Source organism: Sphingomonas sp. 35-24ZXX, assembly GCF_000786215.1.
Taxonomy (GTDB): Bacteria; Pseudomonadota; Alphaproteobacteria; order Sphingomonadales; family Sphingomonadaceae; genus Blastomonas.
In genome coordinates, this window is the sequence record NZ_JROG01000001.1 from 82277 (window position 1) to 99505 (window position 17229).

The 17229-nt window shown below is 61.7% G+C and carries 20 protein-coding genes and 1 pseudogene; 16 read left to right on the forward strand and 5 right to left on the reverse strand.

Going from position 1 to position 17229, the window contains the following annotated elements; translation table 11 throughout:
* Positions 1–125 precede the first annotated feature (125 nt).
* The 11 genes from LI72_RS00370 to LI72_RS00420 all read left to right on the forward strand — a co-directional run bounded on the left by LI72_RS00370 (position 126) and on the right by LI72_RS00420 (position 9789).
* Complete coding sequence (locus LI72_RS00370) at positions 126–1181, forward strand: alcohol dehydrogenase catalytic domain-containing protein (protein ID WP_231562314.1); 1056 nt, start codon at positions 126–128, stop codon at positions 1179–1181.
* A gap of 34 nt (positions 1182–1215) precedes the next feature.
* Positions 1216–1920, forward strand: a complete 705-nt coding sequence (locus tag LI72_RS00375; RefSeq protein WP_081984550.1) for a CoA transferase subunit A — start codon at positions 1216–1218, stop codon at positions 1918–1920.
* 52 nt (positions 1921–1972) lie between these two features.
* Entirely contained in the window at positions 1973–2860 is an 888-nt protein-coding gene (locus LI72_RS00380; RefSeq protein WP_052129353.1) for an isocitrate lyase/PEP mutase family protein, read from the forward strand.
* 1 nt (position 2861) lies between these two features.
* Positions 2862–3845: a zinc-binding dehydrogenase gene (locus LI72_RS00385; RefSeq protein ID WP_052129354.1), complete on the forward strand. Its 984-nt coding sequence runs from the start codon at positions 2862–2864 to the stop codon at positions 3843–3845.
* A gap of 60 nt (positions 3846–3905) precedes the next feature.
* Positions 3906–4547: a 3-oxoacid CoA-transferase subunit B gene (locus tag LI72_RS00390; protein ID WP_033923927.1), complete on the forward strand. Its 642-nt coding sequence runs from the start codon at positions 3906–3908 to the stop codon at positions 4545–4547.
* Positions 4548–4637: 90 nt separating this feature from the next.
* Positions 4638–5384 (forward strand): SDR family NAD(P)-dependent oxidoreductase, encoded by a 747-nt coding sequence (locus tag LI72_RS00395; RefSeq protein ID WP_033923928.1) that lies wholly within the window; start codon positions 4638–4640, stop codon positions 5382–5384.
* Positions 5381–6130 carry an SDR family oxidoreductase gene (locus LI72_RS00400; protein ID WP_033923929.1) on the forward strand — a complete coding sequence of 250 codons (750 nt, stop codon included), beginning with the start codon at positions 5381–5383 and terminating at the stop codon, positions 6128–6130. Before LI72_RS00395 ends, LI72_RS00400 begins: the two co-directional genes overlap by 4 nt.
* Positions 6131–6164: 34 nt before the next feature.
* On the forward strand, positions 6165–7346 hold the full coding sequence (locus LI72_RS00405; protein ID WP_033923930.1) for an acyl-CoA dehydrogenase family protein: 1182 nt from the start codon (positions 6165–6167) through the stop codon (positions 7344–7346).
* Complete coding sequence (locus tag LI72_RS00410) at positions 7343–8410, forward strand: phosphotransferase (RefSeq protein WP_033923931.1); 1068 nt, start codon at positions 7343–7345, stop codon at positions 8408–8410. The genes LI72_RS00405 and LI72_RS00410 overlap by 4 nt, the downstream gene beginning before the upstream one ends.
* A gap of 87 nt (positions 8411–8497) precedes the next feature.
* Positions 8498–8689, forward strand: coding sequence for a transposase (locus tag LI72_RS00415; protein ID WP_081984487.1), 192 nt, complete (start codon positions 8498–8500; stop codon positions 8687–8689).
* An 80-nt stretch (positions 8690–8769) separates the two neighbouring features.
* The gene (locus tag LI72_RS00420) at positions 8770–9789 is read left to right on the forward strand and encodes an IS110 family transposase (protein WP_033923932.1); all 1020 of its coding nucleotides are present in this window, start codon (positions 8770–8772) and stop codon (positions 9787–9789) included.
* 247 nt (positions 9790–10036) lie between these two features.
* Here LI72_RS00420 and LI72_RS19255 read toward each other — a convergent pair.
* Both LI72_RS19255 and LI72_RS19860 read right to left on the reverse strand, forming a co-directional pair.
* Positions 10037–10755, reverse strand: a pseudogene (locus tag LI72_RS19255) (transposase); the annotation flags it as partial.
* A 120-nt stretch (positions 10756–10875) separates the two neighbouring features.
* Complete coding sequence (locus tag LI72_RS19860; RefSeq protein WP_156139418.1) at positions 10876–11946, reverse strand: hypothetical protein; 1071 nt, start codon at positions 11944–11946, stop codon at positions 10876–10878.
* 172 nt (positions 11947–12118) lie between these two features.
* Between LI72_RS19860 and LI72_RS00440 the strand changes: the two genes are divergently transcribed.
* Together LI72_RS00440 and LI72_RS00445 are read left to right on the forward strand one after the other, a co-directional pair.
* Positions 12119–12298, forward strand: a complete 180-nt coding sequence (locus tag LI72_RS00440; protein ID WP_231562333.1) for an IS66 family transposase — start codon at positions 12119–12121, stop codon at positions 12296–12298.
* 4 nt (positions 12299–12302) lie between these two features.
* Complete coding sequence (locus LI72_RS00445; RefSeq protein WP_156139419.1) at positions 12303–12650, forward strand: hypothetical protein; 348 nt, start codon at positions 12303–12305, stop codon at positions 12648–12650.
* A gap of 515 nt (positions 12651–13165) precedes the next feature.
* Here LI72_RS00445 and LI72_RS00450 read toward each other — a convergent pair.
* Complete coding sequence (locus LI72_RS00450) at positions 13166–13612, reverse strand: MucR family transcriptional regulator (RefSeq protein ID WP_033924271.1); 447 nt, start codon at positions 13610–13612, stop codon at positions 13166–13168.
* Positions 13613–14148: 536 nt separating this feature from the next.
* Here LI72_RS00450 and LI72_RS00455 point away from each other — a divergent pair.
* Positions 14149–14484: a hypothetical protein gene (locus LI72_RS00455; protein ID WP_033923938.1), complete on the forward strand. Its 336-nt coding sequence runs from the start codon at positions 14149–14151 to the stop codon at positions 14482–14484.
* 19 nt (positions 14485–14503) lie between these two features.
* Here the strand turns inward: LI72_RS00455 and LI72_RS00460 are convergent, their stop codons facing one another.
* A complete protein-coding gene (locus tag LI72_RS00460; protein WP_033924272.1) occupies positions 14504–14707 on the reverse strand; it encodes a helix-turn-helix transcriptional regulator in 204 nt (67 codons plus the stop codon).
* Positions 14708–15140: 433 nt separating this feature from the next.
* Here LI72_RS00460 and LI72_RS00465 point away from each other — a divergent pair, with 433 nt between their 5' ends.
* Positions 15141–16028: an ArdC family protein gene (locus tag LI72_RS00465; protein ID WP_033924273.1), complete on the forward strand. Its 888-nt coding sequence runs from the start codon at positions 15141–15143 to the stop codon at positions 16026–16028.
* A 106-nt stretch (positions 16029–16134) separates the two neighbouring features.
* Positions 16135–17037, forward strand: a complete 903-nt coding sequence (locus tag LI72_RS00470) for a HEPN domain-containing protein (protein WP_033923939.1) — start codon at positions 16135–16137, stop codon at positions 17035–17037.
* A gap of 7 nt (positions 17038–17044) precedes the next feature.
* On the opposite strand, the gene LI72_RS00475 is transcribed toward LI72_RS00470, so the two are convergent.
* Complete coding sequence (locus LI72_RS00475) at positions 17045–17227, reverse strand: hypothetical protein (protein WP_033923940.1); 183 nt, start codon at positions 17225–17227, stop codon at positions 17045–17047.
* Between the last annotated feature and the right edge of the window lie 2 nt (positions 17228–17229).

The window sequence follows — 17229 nt, forward strand, 5'->3', positions numbered from 1 at the left end:
GCACCGACACGACGATCCTGTTGTTTCTGCGGACCTGTTCGGCCGCCCCTGTATAATCGGAGAGAATGATGCTTCAAAAGACGATGCGCGCGGCCCGCCTTCATGATCGCGAAGGACGATTCCAAGTGGATGAGGTGCCCATGCCCGCGGTGCGCGAGCATGACGTTCTTGTCGACGTGAAGGCCGCTTGCGTTCTGCCCAACCTGCCCAACGTGATCCGCAACTTTTCCTCGTGGTTTCCGCATTTGCCCTTGCCGAAGCTACCGGCGATTTACGGGCTGGATTCCGCCGGGATCGTTGTTGAAGTGGGCTCGCAGGTTCGTGGAGACGTCAAGGTCGGCGATAGGGTCTACGTCAATCCGGGCCTGTCATGTGGGACGTGCCGCCCCTGTCGTTTGGGGAATGATATATTCTGCGATTCCTACACCTTCATGGGGTATTTCGGGTTCGAGCCGGGCTCGGCGCAGACCTTCGAAGATTACCCCTATGGGGGTTTCGGCGAGTTTCTAGTCGCCCCCGCGCGCAATCTGGTCAAGCTCCCCGGCAACCTGAGTTTCGAGGGGGCCACGCGTTTCGGCTACACCGGAACCGCGTTCTCCGGCTTCCGCAAGGCGGGCTTCGGTCCGGGACAGACCGCGCTGGTAGATGGTGGGACCGGGGTCCTCGGGGTCGGGGCCGTGATCTCCGCACTCGCGCTGGGGGCATCCAAGATCTTCGCCACCGGGCGCAACCGGGCCCTGCTGTCACACCTCAAGTCGATCGCACCGGAACGCATCCTCACCTACGGAATGGACGAAGACATCGTGGCGGCGGTCATGGCCGAAACCGATGGTTACGGGGTCGATGTGGCCATGCAATGTCTGGGCGCGATGGCACCCGCCGAAGAAGGCATGCGCACGCTGCTGGCGGTCAGGCGGGGCGGGGCCTTCGTGAACACCGGGGGCGTCCATACCGACCTGCCGGTGGATTCGACCGATCTGATGGTCAATCAGAAGAGGTTGATCGGTTCGCGCTGGTTCACCACCGGAGAGGGCCAGATGATGGCTGATCTCGCCAAGGCAGGCATGCTGCGGATGAGCGTGTTCGAGACACTTGGCTTCTCGATCGACGAGGTCAACGAAGCGATTGACGCGCTCGACCAGCGCAAGGGCGGCTTCACCAACATCGTGGTCCGGCAATGAAGCAAATGCGACGCGTGACGCCATGGTGGGCGCGATGATCGACAAGGTCTACAGCAATGCAGCGGCGGCTTTGGACGGCCTGTTGTTTTCGGGGATGACGATTGCGGCCGGCGGGTTTGGTCTCTGCGGCATTCCCGAGACCCTGATCGCGGCCATCCGCGACAGCGGCGTGCGCGACCTCACAATCATTTCGAACAATGCCGGGGTGGACGATTTCGGCCTCGGACTGCTGCTGCAGAGCCGTCAGGTCAGGAAGATGATCTCGTCCTACGTGGGCGAAAACAAGGAATTCGAGCGCCAGTTCATCAGCGGCGAGCTCGAGCTTGAGTTCAACCCGCAAGGCACTCTGGCAGAGCGACTGCGCGCTGGCGGCGCGGGCATTGCCGGCTTTTACACGCGCACCGGCGTGGGCACCCTTGTCGCGGAAGGCAAGGAGGTGCGCCTGTTCGACGGTGAGCGTCACATACTCGAAACCGGCCTCAAGGCCGATCTGGCGATCGTCAAGGCATGGCGCGGGGACCGATCCGGCAACCTCGTCTATCGAAAGACTGCGCGGAATTTCAATCCGATGGTCGCGACCTGCAGCCGCATGACGATCGCCGAGGTGGAGGAGGTCGTACCGACCGGAGCGATCGACCCGGACCACGTCCACACTTCGGGGATCTACGTCCAGCGCATGGTTGGTTCGACCCACAACGAGAAGCGGATCGAGAAACGCATCACGCGGCAGATGGCATGAGCACGGTGGCCGCCACGGCACGGCCCGCCGCGGCCGCAGAAGGAATTGCAAGTTGAGTTCTCCCAGGTCCTTTGCAGCGCTTGATCGAACGTCGCAGCCGCTGATCCTGCCCGCGGCGCACGATGCGCTGTCAGCGCGGCTGATCGAAATGGCGGGCCTTGAGGGCTTCAGTGTGGCCGGGTCGAGCCTGCTGGCAGCCAGATATGCGCTGCCCGACCTCGGCATGACCGGGCTTGCGGACATCGGCGCCGGAGTGCGCGACATGCTTTCGGTGACCGATCTGCCTTGCCTCGTCGATGGCGACAACGGCTATGGCGACGTGAAGGCCGTGGTGCGGATGGTCGAGACCTACGAGGCGCTGGGTGTGGCGGCCGTGACGATCGAGGATCAGGAAGCGCCAGTGAAGCGCCCCGGGCAGGAGGCCGCACTGGCGGTGTGCGAGGAGGACGTCATTCTCGCCAAGCTGCGCGCGGCGGTTCAGGTGCGGCGTTCGCGTGATTTCTGGATCATCGGCAGAACCGACATCTATGCGCTTGCCGGCGTCGATGCCGCCCTGCGCCGGGCAGAGGCCTATCTGTTGGCCGGCGCCGACGGACTGTTCGTGGCCGGCATCCGGACCGACGAGGATCTCTGGCGGGTCGGTCAGGCCTTCGGCAACGTGCCGCTGGTGGCCGTACAATACGGCACCGCCGGCTGGCCCACCATGAACCCGGCCGAGCTTCATGCCGCCGGTTTCGACCTGATCATCTACCCCCATGCCATGCTCGCTCCGGCCTGCCTCGCCATGCAGAACGCGCTGGCGGAGCTGACGGCGGGGATTGCCGGTGATGGTGCTGCCGCTCCCTACCGGGTCGACCCCGCAGCCCGTGCCACGATCAACGCCGCGACACGGCTTGAACATTGGCAGGACCTGAACGGTCTGCCCGGCGGAGGGCGCTGACATGGCAATGATGAAGGCCATGGTGATCGAAGGCGCAGATGGGGTGTCCCGGCTGGTCCCCCGCGATCTTCCGATCCCGGTCTGCGGCCCTTCGGACCTGCTCGTGCGGGTGGCGGCCGCAGGGGTCAACCGCGCCGACCTGCGCCTATCCGCAGAGCATTTCGGGGGCAACGAACACCGGGTCGCGGGGGGAGAATTCGCGGGCGAGGTGGTCGCTGCGGGCGCAGATGTTACCGCGTTTGCCCCCGGCGACCGGGTCATGGCGCTCGCGCCGGCGGGCTATGCCGAATATGCCATCGTTGATGAGCGGCTCGCCGTCCGCGTGCCCGATGGTTTCGACACGGCGACCGCGGCCGGTCTGCCCGCCTGGTACATGACCGCCCACAACGCGCTGGTGACGGTAGGCGCGCTGGGCCAGGGCGAGACGGTTCTGGTTAACGGCGCGACCGCCGGTGTCGGCATTGCCACCATCCAGCTGGCCCGGCTGCTCGGCGCCAGCCAGGTCATCGGTGTTGCAAGGTCGCAGCCCAAGCTGGTCCGGCTAGCCGAGATCGGGCTCGATACTGCGCTGGTGAGCGAAGACGCGCTGGCCGAAAACGTCATGGCGGCGACCCGGGGACGCGGCGCCGATCTGGTGATCGATCTGGTAGGTGGCGGCGCACTGACCGCCAACCTTTCGAGCGCCGCGATCGGGGGGCGGATGATTGCCGTCGGCCGGCTGGGCGGCAGCACCGACGTGCTCGACATCAATCTGCTCGCGTTTCGGCGGATCACCCTGCGCGGCGTGACCTTCCGCTCGCGCAGCCTGGAAGAGCGCTCTGCGGTTGCCCGAGCCTTTGCCGCCGATGTGCTGCCGGCGTTCCAGAGAGGGCAGCTCGAGCCGGTGATCGACCGCTTCTTCCCGCTCGAACAGGCGGCCGAGGCCCATCGCCATGTCGCGGCCAACGCCCATTTCGGCAAGACCCTGCTGGCGGTGACGCCATGACCTACCGTGACCGAATCACGATGCAGCGGGGCACCGCGTCCAGATACGAAAGGGCATGATATGGTCTGGGATCGCAACCAGATGGCCGCGCGTGCGGCGCGCGAGCTGCAGAACGGCTTCTACGTCAACCTTGGCATCGGCATTCCGACGCTGGTGGCCGATAACGTGCCGCCTGACATCCATGTCACCCTGCAGTCGGAAAACGGCATGCTCGGCCTTGGCCCCTATCCGCTGGAGGCGGATGTCGATCCCGATATCGTCAATGCGGGCAAGGAGACGATCACCGAGCTCCCCGGCACCAGCTATGTCTCCTCGGCGGACAGTTTCGCCATGGTGCGCGGCGGCCATATCGACCTTTCGGTGCTGGGCGCGATGGAGGTGGCCGAGACCGGGGACATCGCGAACTGGATGATCCCGGGCAAGATGGTGAAAGGCATGGGCGGCGCCATGGATCTTGTGGCCGGGGTGCGGCGGATCATCGTCCTCATGGACCATGTAGCGCGCGACGGCACGCCCAAGTTCCGCAAGCGCTGCACCCTGCCGCTGACCGGCTCGAACGTGGTCGACATGATCGTGACCGATCGCGCCGTGTTCCGGCGGGCCGACCGCAACAGCCGGTTCGCGTTGATCGAGCTGGCGCCGGGCGTGAGCGCGGCGGAGGTCCGGGCTCTGACCGAGGCTAATTACGATGTCGCGTGCTGACCTGAGATCGACCCCAGCCAGCCGCAGCCGCGCTCCGGCCGCCCAGCAAAGGGGCACCGGAGACGAAGGATTAGAGTCAAGGAAAGTCGTATGACCAGAGAGCGCATGGAAGGCCGCAAGATCGTCGTGGTCGGCGGCGGTACCGGGATCGGGCGGGCCACGGCCATTCGCTGCGCGCAGGAGGGTGCAGCCGTTGCGGTGATCGGGCGCCGGCCCGAGCCGTTGGAGGAGGTCGCCGCGCTCACGCAGGGTTTCGCCGCAGCCGCGGACGCACGGAGCGAGGCCGGGATCCGTGCCGCGATCGACCGCGCCGCCCAGCACATGGGCGGGATCGACGGGCTGGTGAATGCCGTCGGCGTCCTGGCAACCACCCCGCTGGATGACCTCGGGCTCGACGAATGGGAAGACAGCCTGCGCTCGAACCTGACGGCACCTTATCTGGTGTGCCGCGCTGCGCTGCCGCATCTGCGGGCCGCGGGTAGCGCGGCGATCGTCAATGTGGCGGCGCTCGCCGCGATCCGCCCGGGCGTCAGCAGCGCCGCCTATTCGGCCGCCAAGGCGGGCCTGGTCCAGTTTTCCAAGGTGATCGGGGCCCAGCTGGCGCCGGCTATCCGGGTCAACAGCGTATGCCCGGGCGTGGTCGATACGCCCATGACCAGCGCCTATCTGAACGACAAGAGCGAGAGCGAGGCGGCGGCCTTTCTGGGGCGCTATTCGACTGGGCGGATGTCCGATCCCGTCGAGATCGCAAACGTGATCCTGTTTCTGCTGAGCGACGAGGCGTCGAGCATGATCGGCTGCAACTATATCGCCGATGCCGGGCGGGCTTTCCAGTGATCGGGCGGCTCGACGGCAAGACGGCGCTGGTCACCGGCGGCTCGAGTGGGCTGGGCCAGCATTTCGCCAAAGTCCTGGCTGGTGCCGGGGCGCGGGTGATCATCGCGGCGCGGCGCGCGCAGAACCTGGCGCAAACGGCGGCGGCCATCGAAGCGCAGGGCGGCACCTGCACGACGGTCACCCTCGACCTGACCGACAGCGAAAGCATCGCCGCGCTGGCGCCGATGCTGGAGTCGGTCGATATCCTCGTCAACAATGCGGGCATTGCGCACGAGGCGCCGTTCCTCGATCATGGCGAGGCCGATTGGGACGCTGTGATGGGCACCAATATCAAAGGCCTGTTCCTGTTGAGCCAGAAGACCGCCACAGCCATGAAGGCCCGCGGACGAGGAGGCTCGATCATCAACATCGCTTCGATCCTCGGGCTGAGACAGGCCGGCGGCGTGGCGGCCTATGCCGTTTCAAAATCGGCTGTCATCCAATTGACCAAGGTCGCCGCGCTTGAACTGGCGCGCTTCGGCGTCCGGGTTAACGCGTTGGCGCCGGGTTACTTCGAGACGGAGATCAACGCCGGCTTCTGGCAGTCCGACGCCGGAAAAGCGATGCTCCGCCGCATCCCCCAGCGCCGTCTCGGCCAGCTCGACGAACTGAACGGGCCGCTGCTTCTGCTGGCCTCGGATGCCTCATCCTACATGACTGGGTCGGTCATCGAAGTCGATGGAGGCCATCTGGTCAGCAGCCTGTGACCGGCACGATGTCAGATCATGAGGAAAGTCCGCGATGAATGCAGATGTCAGCGCCCGGGCGCAGGAGATCGCCACAAGGGTCGAGCTGTTCGTGCGCCAAGAGGTCATCCCGTATGAACAGGACCCGCGTCTTGTCGTGCAGGGACACGGCCCCAGCGAAGATCTGGTTGCAGAGCTGCGCGCGAAGGCGCGGGCCGCGGGGGTGCTTACCCCGCACATCCTGCCCGACGGATCGCATCTGACCCAGCGCGAGACGGCTGCTGTGCTCATCCCGTCTGGCCTGTCGCCCCTCGGGCCGATCGCCTGCAACACCGCCGCGCCCGATGAGGGCAACATGTATCTGCTCGGCCGCGTCGCCAGTCCCGAGCAGAAAAAGCGCTTTCTGGCTCCGCTGGTGGCCGGCGAGGCCCGATCGGCGTTTTTCATGACCGAGCCTGCCGCCGATGGCGGGGCTGGTTCCGACCCCTCGATGATGCAGACCACGTGCCATCAGGATGGCAATCACTGGGTCATCAACGGCCGCAAGGCATTCATCACGGGCGCGCAAGGGGCACGGGTCGGCATCGTCATGGCCAGGTCCGACGATGGTGCCTGCCTGTTCCTGGTCGATCTACCCGATCCGGCAATCCGCATCGAGCGGGTGCTCGATACGATCGACAGCTCGATGCCCGGCGGTCATGCCGTGGTCCGCATCGATGGCCTGCGCGTCCCGGCCGGGCAGATGCTCGGCCATTCGGGTGAGGGCTTCAAATATGCCCAGATCCGCCTCGCCCCTGCGCGCCTGTCGCACTGCATGCGCTGGCTTGGCGGTTGCATCCGTGCCCAGGAGATCGCCACGGCCTATGCCTGCACGCGGCAGGCCTTCGGCAAGTCCTTGATCGATCACGAGGGCGTCGGCTTCATGCTCGCGGAGAACCGTATCGCCTTGCGCCAGTGTGCGCTGATGATCGACTGGACCGCCTCGGTGCTGGACGCCGGCCACGCGGGGACGGAGGAAAGCTCCATGGCCAAGGTGGCGGTCAGCGAACAACTGATGAAGGTCGCCGACAATTGCGTCCAGGTGATGGGCGGCACGGGCGTGACCGGTGACACCATCGTCGAACAGATCTTCCGCGAAGTGCGGGCCTTCCGCATTTATGACGGACCGACCGAGGTCCACAAGTGGAGCCTCGCGAAGAAGATCAAGCGCGAGTTTGCACAGGGGCGGCCGGCATGACCGAGGCCGCAGCCAATATCGGCACCACTCAGGTACGCGACGGCTTTGCCTTCGACGAGGCTGCGCTGGCCCGCTGGATGCAAGCCAATGTGGACGGCTTTGCCGGGCCGCTGACGGTCCGGCAGTTCAAGGGCGGTCAATCCAATCCCACCTACCGGGTCGATACCCCGGAGCGTGCCTACGTCCTGCGCCGCAAGCCACCGGGCCCGCTGCTCAAGGGTGCGCACGCCATAGACCGCGAGGCGCGGGTGCTACAGGCGCTCGAAAGCGCGGGCTTTCCGGTCGCTCACGTGCATGGACTGTGTACCGACGATGCGGTGATCGGCAGCTGGTTCTACGTGATGGACATGGTCGAGGGACGGATATTCTGGGATGCGACGGTCAGCGACGTCGCCCCGGACGAACGGGCCGCGATCTTCGATGCCATGAACGCGACCCTCGCCCATTTGCACCAGGTCGACTACGCGGCCGTCGGGCTCGGCGATTATGGCCGCCCGGGAAGTTACTTCGAGCGGCAAATCCGCCGCTGGTCGCAACAGTACCTCGAGGACGTGGACGCCGGGCGGGACGCGAACATGGACCGGGTGATCGACTGGCTTCAGGCGAACATTCCCGCCGAAGATGACGCCACCAGCATCATCCACGGCGATTTCCGCATCGACAACATGATCTTTCACCCCACCGAGCCCCGCGTGCTCGCGGTGCTGGACTGGGAGCTGTCGACGCTGGGCCACCCCGGTGCCGATTTTGCCTACAATGCCATGATGTACCACATGCCGCCGCACATCGTCGCCGGGCTTGCCGGCGCCGATATCGCCGCGCTCGGCATCCCGCCGGAGCAGGATTACCTGGCCACCTATTGCACTCGCACCGGCCGCGCGTCGATGCCGCACTACGGCTACTACATGGCGTTCAATTTCTTTCGGCTTGCGGCGATCTTCCACGGGATCAAGGGCCGAGTGTTGCGCGGCACCGCCTCCAGCGCGCAGGCGCATGAGCGTGTGCGTGTGCTGCCCGAACTCACCGCTCTCGCCTGGCAGCAGGCCGAGCGGGCCATGGGCTGAGTTTGCTGTGCGAACGCGACCCGTTCCCCGCACGCTCCTACGGTTTGATGTAGAGGCTGTCCCCCTCGAACGAGCAGACGACTGAGGATGAGCCGTTTCACAGAGAAACAGATCATCAGGATGATCAAGGAGCAGAAAGGCGCACTGTCGACGGCCGAGGCTTACCGCAAGCACGTACTGAACCCGACGACGCTCTACGAGCTGTGTGCCAAGTGCGGCGGCTTTGAGGTGTCCAATGTCTGGCGCCTGAAATTGCTGGAGCAAGAAAACAGCAAGTGACGTGATGGCGTGGACGAGTCCTGCACGAGCTTAGCTGTGCAATGATGGGCCGTTGTAGGTCCACGTCTAGGAGTCGGCAAATGAAGCAGGAGATTGTTACCGTCGGTTTGGATCTGGCGAAGAGTGTTTTTCAAGTTCACGCGATCGGGAGCGATGGCGCCGTTCTCATCCGGCGCAAGCGTCGGCGCACAGAGGTAATCGGCTTCTTCACCGATCTGCCAAGCTGCCTTGTTGGTATGGAAGCATGTGCATCGGCCCATCATTGGGCTCGCGAGCTGATCGCACTGGGCCACGAGGTCCGGCTGATGCCGCCCGCCTATGTAAAGCCCTATGTAAAGCGTGGGAAGACTGATGCAGCAGATGCCGAGGCGATCTGCGAGGCGGTGACGCGACCGACGATGCGGTTTGTTGCGGTGAAGACCGTCGAACAGCAGGCGGTATTGATGCTCCACAAGAGCCGCGACCTGATGGTGCGGCAGCGGACCATGCTCATCAATGCCTTGCGGGGCCACCTCGCTGAGTACGGTATCGTGACGGGTATTGGTGCGGGTGGCGTAACCGCGATGCTGAAGGCGCTGCATGAGCGACAAGAAGAGCTGCCTGCCCATGCTCGTTCTGCGTTGCACGGGCTCGCTGCTCAGCTGAGAGCGCTCACCAGCGAGATCGATAGACTGGAAGCGCAAATCCTCGCGTGGCACCGCGCCGACGAGACGAGCAGGCGGCTCGCCACGATCCCGGGCATCGGCCCGATCACCGCGTCAGCTATATCGGCCGCTGTGCCAGATGCGTCTCTGTTCCGATCCGGACGCCAGTTCGCAGCATGGCTAGGGCTCACGCCCCGAGCGAATAGCTCTGGCGGCAAGGAACGGCTGGGCGGAATCACCAAGCAGGGCGACGGCTACTTACGACGGCTGCTTGTGGTCGGCGCGACAGCGGTGATGCGTATGACGCGCAAAAACGCTGATCGGCAGCCTTGGATGGCGCAGCTCCTGGAGCGCAAGCCTGCGAAGATCGCGACAGTCGCGCTCGCCAACAAAACAGCGCGCATCGCTTGGGCGGTCATGTCGCGCAAAGAAGTCTACGCGGCCGCAACCGCGTGACCGTCATCCGCGCTGCCGTGTTACGCACGGGAGCAGGATGGCGCAGGAGTCGCTGAGTAGTGATGACAAACCGGTCAGACCGGGGGTCGGCAAAACCCAGGGGGTCACAGCGCTTCGAGCGCGATGACGTGATTAGGGAGCCAACCTGCGGACTTCATCAGGGCCAGCAGCCATGCGGTGCTGCACGAACAGGCCGAACACATGGATGCACCCGACCGGTGCTCATCGCTAAACAAAAGCTCTTGCGCCGCAGGGGTCGTCCACACATGGATTCTGACACGAAGTAGCGCTTCTCGTCGGTAAACCGCACCGCCAGTTCGCGCGGGCTGAGATCGGTCGCGTCAGCTTCCAGCGCCATTTCGATGATCTGGTCCTGGATGTCGTCACCGAGGCGGTTCCACTCCCGGCTCGGCGCCGATGGCCGATCCTCCAAGGCTTCCGGCCCGCCTTCGAGGTAGCGATCATACCAGCGGTAGAACGTTCGGCGGGCAATGCCGAGCTGGTCCAGCGTGCGCTTGGCAGGCAGGTGCGACTGCTCGACGACCCGGATGATCTCGAGCTTCTCGGAGGCGGGATATCTCATGCGTCGTCTCCCCCATCCGCGATCATGCTTTTTTTCAGCAAGCGGTTTTCGAGCGTCAGGTCGACAACGCATTCCTTCAGGGCACGGGCTTCGCGGCGCAGATCCTGCACCTCGCCGGTGGTCGCGGCACGGGCAGTGTCGCCCGCCAAGCGGCGCTTGCCCGCTTCCATAAACTCCTTCGACCAAGTGTAGTATAGGCTCTGGGCGATGCCCTCCTTGCGGCACAGCTCGGCGATGCTGTCATCGCCGCGTAGGCCTTCCAGCACGACGCGGATCTTGTCCTCGGCCGAAAAATGGCGCCGCGTCTGCCGCCGGATGTCCTTCACCACCTGCTCAGCAGGGGCCTTCGCCGACGATTTTGCATTGGAGGATCTGGGCATCATCTTCGTTCCTTCGTCACTACGACGAAGCCCAGATCCTCCTTAAATCACAACCGCAAATCTGTGCCATGGGCGCTGACGGCGGACAAGCTTGGGTTTGTAAAGTGCACAATCGCCAAAGCGTTACGGCACTACAAGCACCCGGGCATCCCTAGAAACCGTGCTTGACCTGAATTCTCTTTTCTCGCCGGGCTTAATAACCCTTTCACCGAACCCAACGTTTTGCCAGCCAATAAGTGGATTTCTGGTCTGTTCCTGCACTTTGATCGGCCGCTTACAGACGTTCTGATAAGCGACATGGATCACTGAGCCCGCGTCTTCATGTTGGATGTCTTTTAGAGTATTGCCTTCGTAAATCTCGACCATCTGAGTTAAATTATCTATTGAATTAGATTGCTCGATACAACGCTGCTCTGGGGTGTTTGGCAGCTCCTTCACGTAATAAATGGACATTATGGCGAGCTCTTTCTTTCTTTTTGCCTCCCTTGCGTCAACCCAAGCTTGATACTGCTTTCGCGTTCGAGGTTGCCTGCACAAGCCTTCATCATGGAAAATGATGCATTCAAGCTGACCATTGGAATTAAATCGGCCTATCATCCAACCTGACTTGCCGCCACTATATGTATACCCAATCTTTTCATCTCTGTTCACACTGTTCGAGGTTCGATCAAGATATACCGGCACTGTGGAATCCAGCGTATTCCACCCCCAATGAAGCGCATCCTCCCTTAAAACGTCAGCTAAGAGCGTAAGGACTTTTTGCTGCTCAGGATCGGAGGAAGCCTGTATCGTATTTTTGGTGATGGAGGCCGACGTCAGAGTTCCTTCAATTGAACCGCAACCCTGCATTTGTATCCGACCAGTCAATCTACCATTGATGATTTGGACGTCGATCGGAATCATCCCATAGTTATATGGCTGCTTTACCCAGCGAATAGGAATAAGACGAAAGTTATCATCGTATAGATGTTGCACTTGAAACTCAAATTCACCCAGAGGAATACGACCTCCTCCGAAAATAAATTTTCCCGGCAATCCGTATCCAATGCCGGTAGCATCGATCTCGAAAGGGGTTAATCCTTGGGAACATTGGTATGTTCCTTGGTATATGTTGCTGCCTTGAAGCGGAAACCCTTTGGCAATAGCTATATTTGAATAAAAAAGAGCTAAAGACATGCTTGCAGTAGTGATCATAATTCGCTTTATTGGCATAGCCATGCTCCTCTATCGTTTACGCAGCTGTTGAGGTCTGCATACAAGATCACTTGCACTCCAACAAGCTGGGCACCTCGCAAACCCTCGCCTTTGAGGCTACTGTCTGATTCAATGCCCCCGTAATAAGCGGAGGCAATGATGGTTGGTTACCTTGCTCTCCAAGCGGCAGGAGCAGATTACTCTCGCGTTTTGCTGGTCACACGTCCGTCGCAAGTTCTTCGATCTCGCCGACAAGTGGCCGGTTACCACTGAGGTGCTGCAGCGCTTTGCTGACATCTATGCCATCGAGAGCGAGGTTCGAGGCACCAAGCCGATCCCGCTACTCAGATGAGCACTTGGACAAACCGACGCAGTTTATTTTCGCAGCGCTTCACCGAGATGAAGTAGCTTTTGATCTCGTGGTGAAGGATGTTGCGGGCGCTGAGGTCTGTCTCCGACTCGAGACTAAGGCAGCTAACATCGTGACCGCAACTTTTGCCCCTGACGCCGATGCCAAGGTAGTTTTAAGCAGTCTTGCAGCGGAAGACTTCACGTTCACAGCCTCGTCGGGCGAGACATTCGCTTGGATGGCCGACCTTCGCGTGTCGATCGCACTACGCTTTGCTAACCGCATAGCGAACGATCTAGCCCGAATCGGTTTGGATGAGTTCGAATGGCAGCGGCGCTTCGCGCCAGTTACTTGATTGCGCGGCCAGGGGGTCAGGCCGAAGGTAGTAGCGTACAGGACATCGCGGGTGGTTGCAGGCGGAGATCGACGATCAGGCGATGCCAGGGTAGTAAAAACGGCGACTCATATCCGTTATGGCTGTCCAGCGTGGGGCACCGACAGCGGAAGCGAACTGGGCGGAGCGTTTTGGTCAAAGTAGGTCGGCTATGCCAATCTATAGTGTGAGAGCTGTCGTTCTGCTGACGGCCCAACTCTGTCAATCGACGATGGCATCCGTGCAAGCTGGCGCGTCGGCTCTCGCCGAAAGCCGTCATTCAAGTGGCGAGCGCAGAACGACTGCTTCGTCCCAGATTCGGACTTTTCAGGGCAGTGCGGCGAGCCTCAATGAACTGCGAGTATCGGTGGGGCCTATCAATGCGTTGGATGGCACGATTGTCACGCATTGCTTAGTACCCACTGAGCCAATCTCAAAAGCTAGGCAACCGAACCGCATATTCCGGCCCGGCTGCCCGAAACGCCGCTAAAACTGCCTCACTTTGCAGCAGTGGTTGCCTTCATGCGCCCACGACCGGCCTTAGGGCTGCGCCCAAGCCCAATCGTCTTGGCGAGTTCACGACGCCTTTCGGCATAGGCGGGCGCGACCATCGGGTAGTCGGCTGGCAAGCCCCACCGCTGGCGGTACTCAGCTGGTGTGAGATTGTAGTGAACTGACAGATGGCGCTTGAGCATCTTCATCTTCTTGCCGTCTTCCAGGCACACGAGATAGTCGTGCTTGACCGATGACCGGATCGATACTGCAGGCTCAGGACGCACTTCTTCCGGTTCCGGAGCTTCAGCCGTCGACAAGCCAGCCAGTGCCTTATGAACATTCGCGATCAGCGTAGCGATGTCCCCCAATGCGACACTGTTATTGCCAACATGCGCCGCCACGATATCTGCTGTAAGCGTAATCAGCTGCTCTTGCGAATGTTCTGTCATAGGTGCGTCCTCGATGATGTTCTTTAGCGTCAACAACGCTTATCGTCGGTATGATCAACAAGCGAGACAGATTTTTCGCAAGTTTGAATAAAAGCTGTGGATGAATGGCGCGATGTCCCGCGATCGATGGTTTTGCAACTGTCGATATATAAAGCTGCGTAAGCGAAACGAGGGCGGCAGCAATGATTGTCAGTGCAATGATCGCAAATTCGATTTTATCCTGATCCGGCGTCCGCATTGATGGAGAATATCTCCACAGATTCGCCGCTGCTACGGCTTGTTTCAACACCGTCTAGTCGCGTTTATCCTTTGCCCTCGTGCAGTTGAGACACGTTTCACAGGATGTCCTTCGGCAAACGTGGAGATATGGACATTGCGGGGTAGGGCGACCACGCAAAACCCGCCACAGCGTGCCGAGGCTGGTCAGCACAGCTGCTAACCCCAGCAGAAACGATCCATCGATAATGACCATTGCAGACTCCTTCCTATGGAGTCATGTTCTATATTTGTTCTCAAGTAGGAAAGGCGATTCTGCGATGAGCATCACGATTTTGCCTGTGCCGGGTTATCCGCGCCTGCAGGTCAGCGGTGATATCGAGGCCGTGTTGCATGTCCCGTTCGACGATGATGACCGCTTTCTGGTCGGGGTCAGCGATGGCACCTTGTTGTTGGGTACCTATGACGAACAGCTGCGGTGCACTTGGTCAGTAGCGCGCGAGGGCGCTGCCCTTGTGCGGATCGAAGGTGAACGCGTCGATCTCCATTGGTCTGTCGAATGGATCAATGTCGGCCTTTACTGCAGCGCGATGATCGACCAGTCAGAGCCTGCGCCTTTGCCTCTGTTCCCGGAGCTTGACCGTCATGCCGCATGATAGCCGCGCTTGCTGATCGTCAGTCGCTAACCTCATAGAACATCGGGTTCTTCAGCCATTCCTCGATAGCCGATTCCCGCCATCCGCAGCACCGCTCGGCGAGCTTGACCTGTTTGGGGAACGTGCCCGCCTGGATCTTGCGATACAGCGTCGCCCGAGACAGCCCGGTGCGATCAAGCACGGTGTTGAGCCTCAAGAACCTGTCGGGTGCATGGGATGCCATGGCCGTTGTCTCCATCCTGTGATGTGATCTGCCCCTGCTTGCGACGCAGAATGGCGATGTGCCGCTGCGCGTCAATCGAGCCACTTGCGGCGATTTCGCAGGCGGTAGGGCAGGGGAGCGCTGCCGGCATGTGCCGGAAATGGCAGCGAAAGCAGATTATTTCTGCTCACGGCATCTCACTCCATCGCAATGGTCCAGCAGCGCATCTGCGGTCGCAGCAAAGCTGCGGCGTTTGCCCCGCTTGGGCGGGACACCGGGTGCCGTCAATCGCCTCTAGCCACGCCAGGCCAGCGCGCAACCCGCGTTGCGGGTCCTCCACTTCGTTGCGGTGCTTAGCGCATGCGCGCCGTCCGTTGCAGCGTGGCTGCCAGCTCTCTTTCGCCGCCCCCCAGCGCCCCTTTCGGGCCGGGGCCGGATGGAAGGAGACAAGGCCATGGAAAACACTACCCGCAACAGCCTCTATAGCGAGGTCACACACCGCATCATCGCCGAGCTGGAGCAAGGACGGCTCCCTTGGGTACAGCCCTGGGACACATCGCTCTGCGGCTGCACCATGCCGCACAACTTAGCAACAGATCGGCGCTACTCGGGCATCAACGTCCTGATCCTCTGGGCCGAAGTTGTCATGAAGGGCTACGGCACGCAGCGTTGGCTGACCTATCGCCAAGCCAAGGCCGCTGGCGGCAAAGTCCGCAAAGGCGAGAAGGGCACGACCGTCTGCTATGCCGACCGGTTCACGCCGAAGGCTGAAGCCGAACAGGCGCGCGGCGAAGACCGCGAAGCCAGAACAGTTGCTTTCCTCAAGCGGTTCACGGTGTTCAACATCGATCAGTGCGAGGGTCTGCCCGAATACATGACCGCAGCCCCGGTTGCACCCGATCCGGTGCTCGCCATCGCCGAAGCCGACGCGATCATCACTGCCAGCGGTGCCATGTTCAACATCGGCGGTGACGCTGCCTTCTACAGCCCCGTGCACGACTTCGTGCAGGTGCCGCCGCAGGCAGCGTATCACGAGCCGATCAACTGGTACCGCACCGCTCTGCATGAGCTCGGTCACTGGACCGGCCATGCCAGCAGGCTGGATCGCGATCAGAAGGGTGCCTTCGGCTCTGCGCCCTATGCCCGCGAAGAGCTTGTTGCCGAGATGGCCGCCGCGTTCACCTGCGCATCGCTCGGCATTGCGCCGACCGTTCGCCACAGCGATTACATCGCATCCTGGCTCACCGTCCTGCGCGAAGATGACAAGGCCATCTTCCGCGCAGCCAGTGCAGCCAGCAAGGCTGCGGACTATCTGCTGAACCTCAAGGGAGAGACGTCATGATGGCGTCTCTTTCCCTCATCCAATGCCACGAGAATGGAGGCAGTTGTGCAGGTGAAATCCAAGCTTCCAACTTGCCAACGAACGGTCGTCGCTACAGGGTGAAATCATGCGCACCGATATTGATCATCTGCCTGGTCAGAAGCAGCAGGAGCTGCAGGCTGCCGTGCGCATCCTGTTCGAGGAGTTTGCCACTGCGATCGGCAATACCACCGCGCCCTGGAAGAAGCAGGGCCGGATCCTCAAGGTCATCCTGTACGGCAGCTATGCGCGCGGCGACTGGGTCGATGATCCGGTCGGCGGCTACAAATCCGATTACGATTTGCTCGTCGTGGTCAACGACGAGCGCCTAACCGATGTCGTCGATTACTGGGCCACCGCCGATGACCGGCTGATGCGCGAGATGACCATCACGCAGACGCTGAGCGCGCCGGTCAGCTTCATTGTTCACAGCCTCAAGGATGTGAACAAGCAGCTCGAGCAGGGCCGTCCGTTTTTCACCGACATTGCTACTCAGGGCATCGCGCTTTACGAGGCTGAAGGTTTTCCGTTTGCAGCGCCAACAAAGCTCGCCCATGCTGCCGCGCGTGTAGAGGCGCAGAAGCATTTTGACAAATGGCTTCCCAGTGCGGACGCGTTCTTAGCTTCGGCGCAGTTCTTGATCGAAAGACAGAACTACAACGAAGCAGCGTTCAATCTCCACCAAGCAGCCGAACGGGCGTACCATTGCACGCTGCTGGTCCTGACTCTGTACAGCCCGAAGTCGCACAAGCTCGGCTTTCTGCGCGGCCATGCCGAGGAGATTGCGTCCGAGCTGATCGAGGCCTGGCCGCGCGACGACCGGTTCAGTCGCCGGTGCTTCGAACTGTTGCGGCAGGCCTATGTCAACGCGCGATACTCGCCGCACTACAAGGTCAGCGACGAAGAGCTGAACTGGCTGGGGACACGCGTTGCAATCCTGCAGGATCTGGTCCGCAAGGTGTGCGAACGCCGCCTGGCGACGGACGACTAGGCGGGCCTCAGGCAGCCTTGCTTCCCGGCCCACTGTTTTCGTTGTCGGCCAGTGCGCTGCTGATCATCGCTGCCAGCGTCTCCTCGGCTCGTGCGCGGACGATAGGATCCGAAGACAGCAGATCCTGCCTCACCCACTGCGGCGCGCGAGCAAGCACGCCGAGCACCAGTTCGTTGATTGCCTCACTCATAG

Excerpts from the sequence above, each read along its gene's own strand:
- LI72_RS00375 (WP_081984550.1), top strand. The coding sequence starts at position 1,216 with ATGATCGACAAGGTCTACAGCAATGCAGCGGCGGCTTTGGACGGCCTG.
- LI72_RS00385 (WP_052129354.1), top strand. The coding sequence starts at position 2,862 with ATGGCAATGATGAAGGCCATGGTGATCGAAGGCGCAGATGGGGTGTCC.
- LI72_RS00390 (WP_033923927.1), top strand. The coding sequence starts at position 3,906 with ATGGTCTGGGATCGCAACCAGATGGCCGCGCGTGCGGCGCGCGAGCTG.
- LI72_RS00395 (WP_033923928.1), top strand. The coding sequence starts at position 4,638 with ATGACCAGAGAGCGCATGGAAGGCCGCAAGATCGTCGTGGTCGGCGGC.
- LI72_RS00405 (WP_033923930.1), top strand. The coding sequence starts at position 6,165 with ATGAATGCAGATGTCAGCGCCCGGGCGCAGGAGATCGCCACAAGGGTC.
- LI72_RS00410 (WP_033923931.1), top strand. The coding sequence starts at position 7,343 with ATGACCGAGGCCGCAGCCAATATCGGCACCACTCAGGTACGCGACGGC.
- LI72_RS00415 (WP_081984487.1), top strand. The coding sequence starts at position 8,498 with ATGAGCCGTTTCACAGAGAAACAGATCATCAGGATGATCAAGGAGCAG.
- LI72_RS00420 (WP_033923932.1), top strand. The coding sequence starts at position 8,770 with ATGAAGCAGGAGATTGTTACCGTCGGTTTGGATCTGGCGAAGAGTGTT.
- LI72_RS19860 (WP_156139418.1), bottom strand. The coding sequence starts at position 11,946 with ATGATCACTACTGCAAGCATGTCTTTAGCTCTTTTTTATTCAAATATA.
- LI72_RS00450 (WP_033924271.1), bottom strand. The coding sequence starts at position 13,612 with ATGACAGAACATTCGCAAGAGCAGCTGATTACGCTTACAGCAGATATC.
- LI72_RS00455 (WP_033923938.1), top strand. The coding sequence starts at position 14,149 with ATGAGCATCACGATTTTGCCTGTGCCGGGTTATCCGCGCCTGCAGGTC.
- LI72_RS00460 (WP_033924272.1), bottom strand. The coding sequence starts at position 14,707 with ATGGCATCCCATGCACCCGACAGGTTCTTGAGGCTCAACACCGTGCTT.
- LI72_RS00465 (WP_033924273.1), top strand. The coding sequence starts at position 15,141 with ATGGAAAACACTACCCGCAACAGCCTCTATAGCGAGGTCACACACCGC.
- LI72_RS00470 (WP_033923939.1), top strand. The coding sequence starts at position 16,135 with ATGCGCACCGATATTGATCATCTGCCTGGTCAGAAGCAGCAGGAGCTG.
- LI72_RS00475 (WP_033923940.1), bottom strand. The coding sequence starts at position 17,227 with ATGAGTGAGGCAATCAACGAACTGGTGCTCGGCGTGCTTGCTCGCGCG.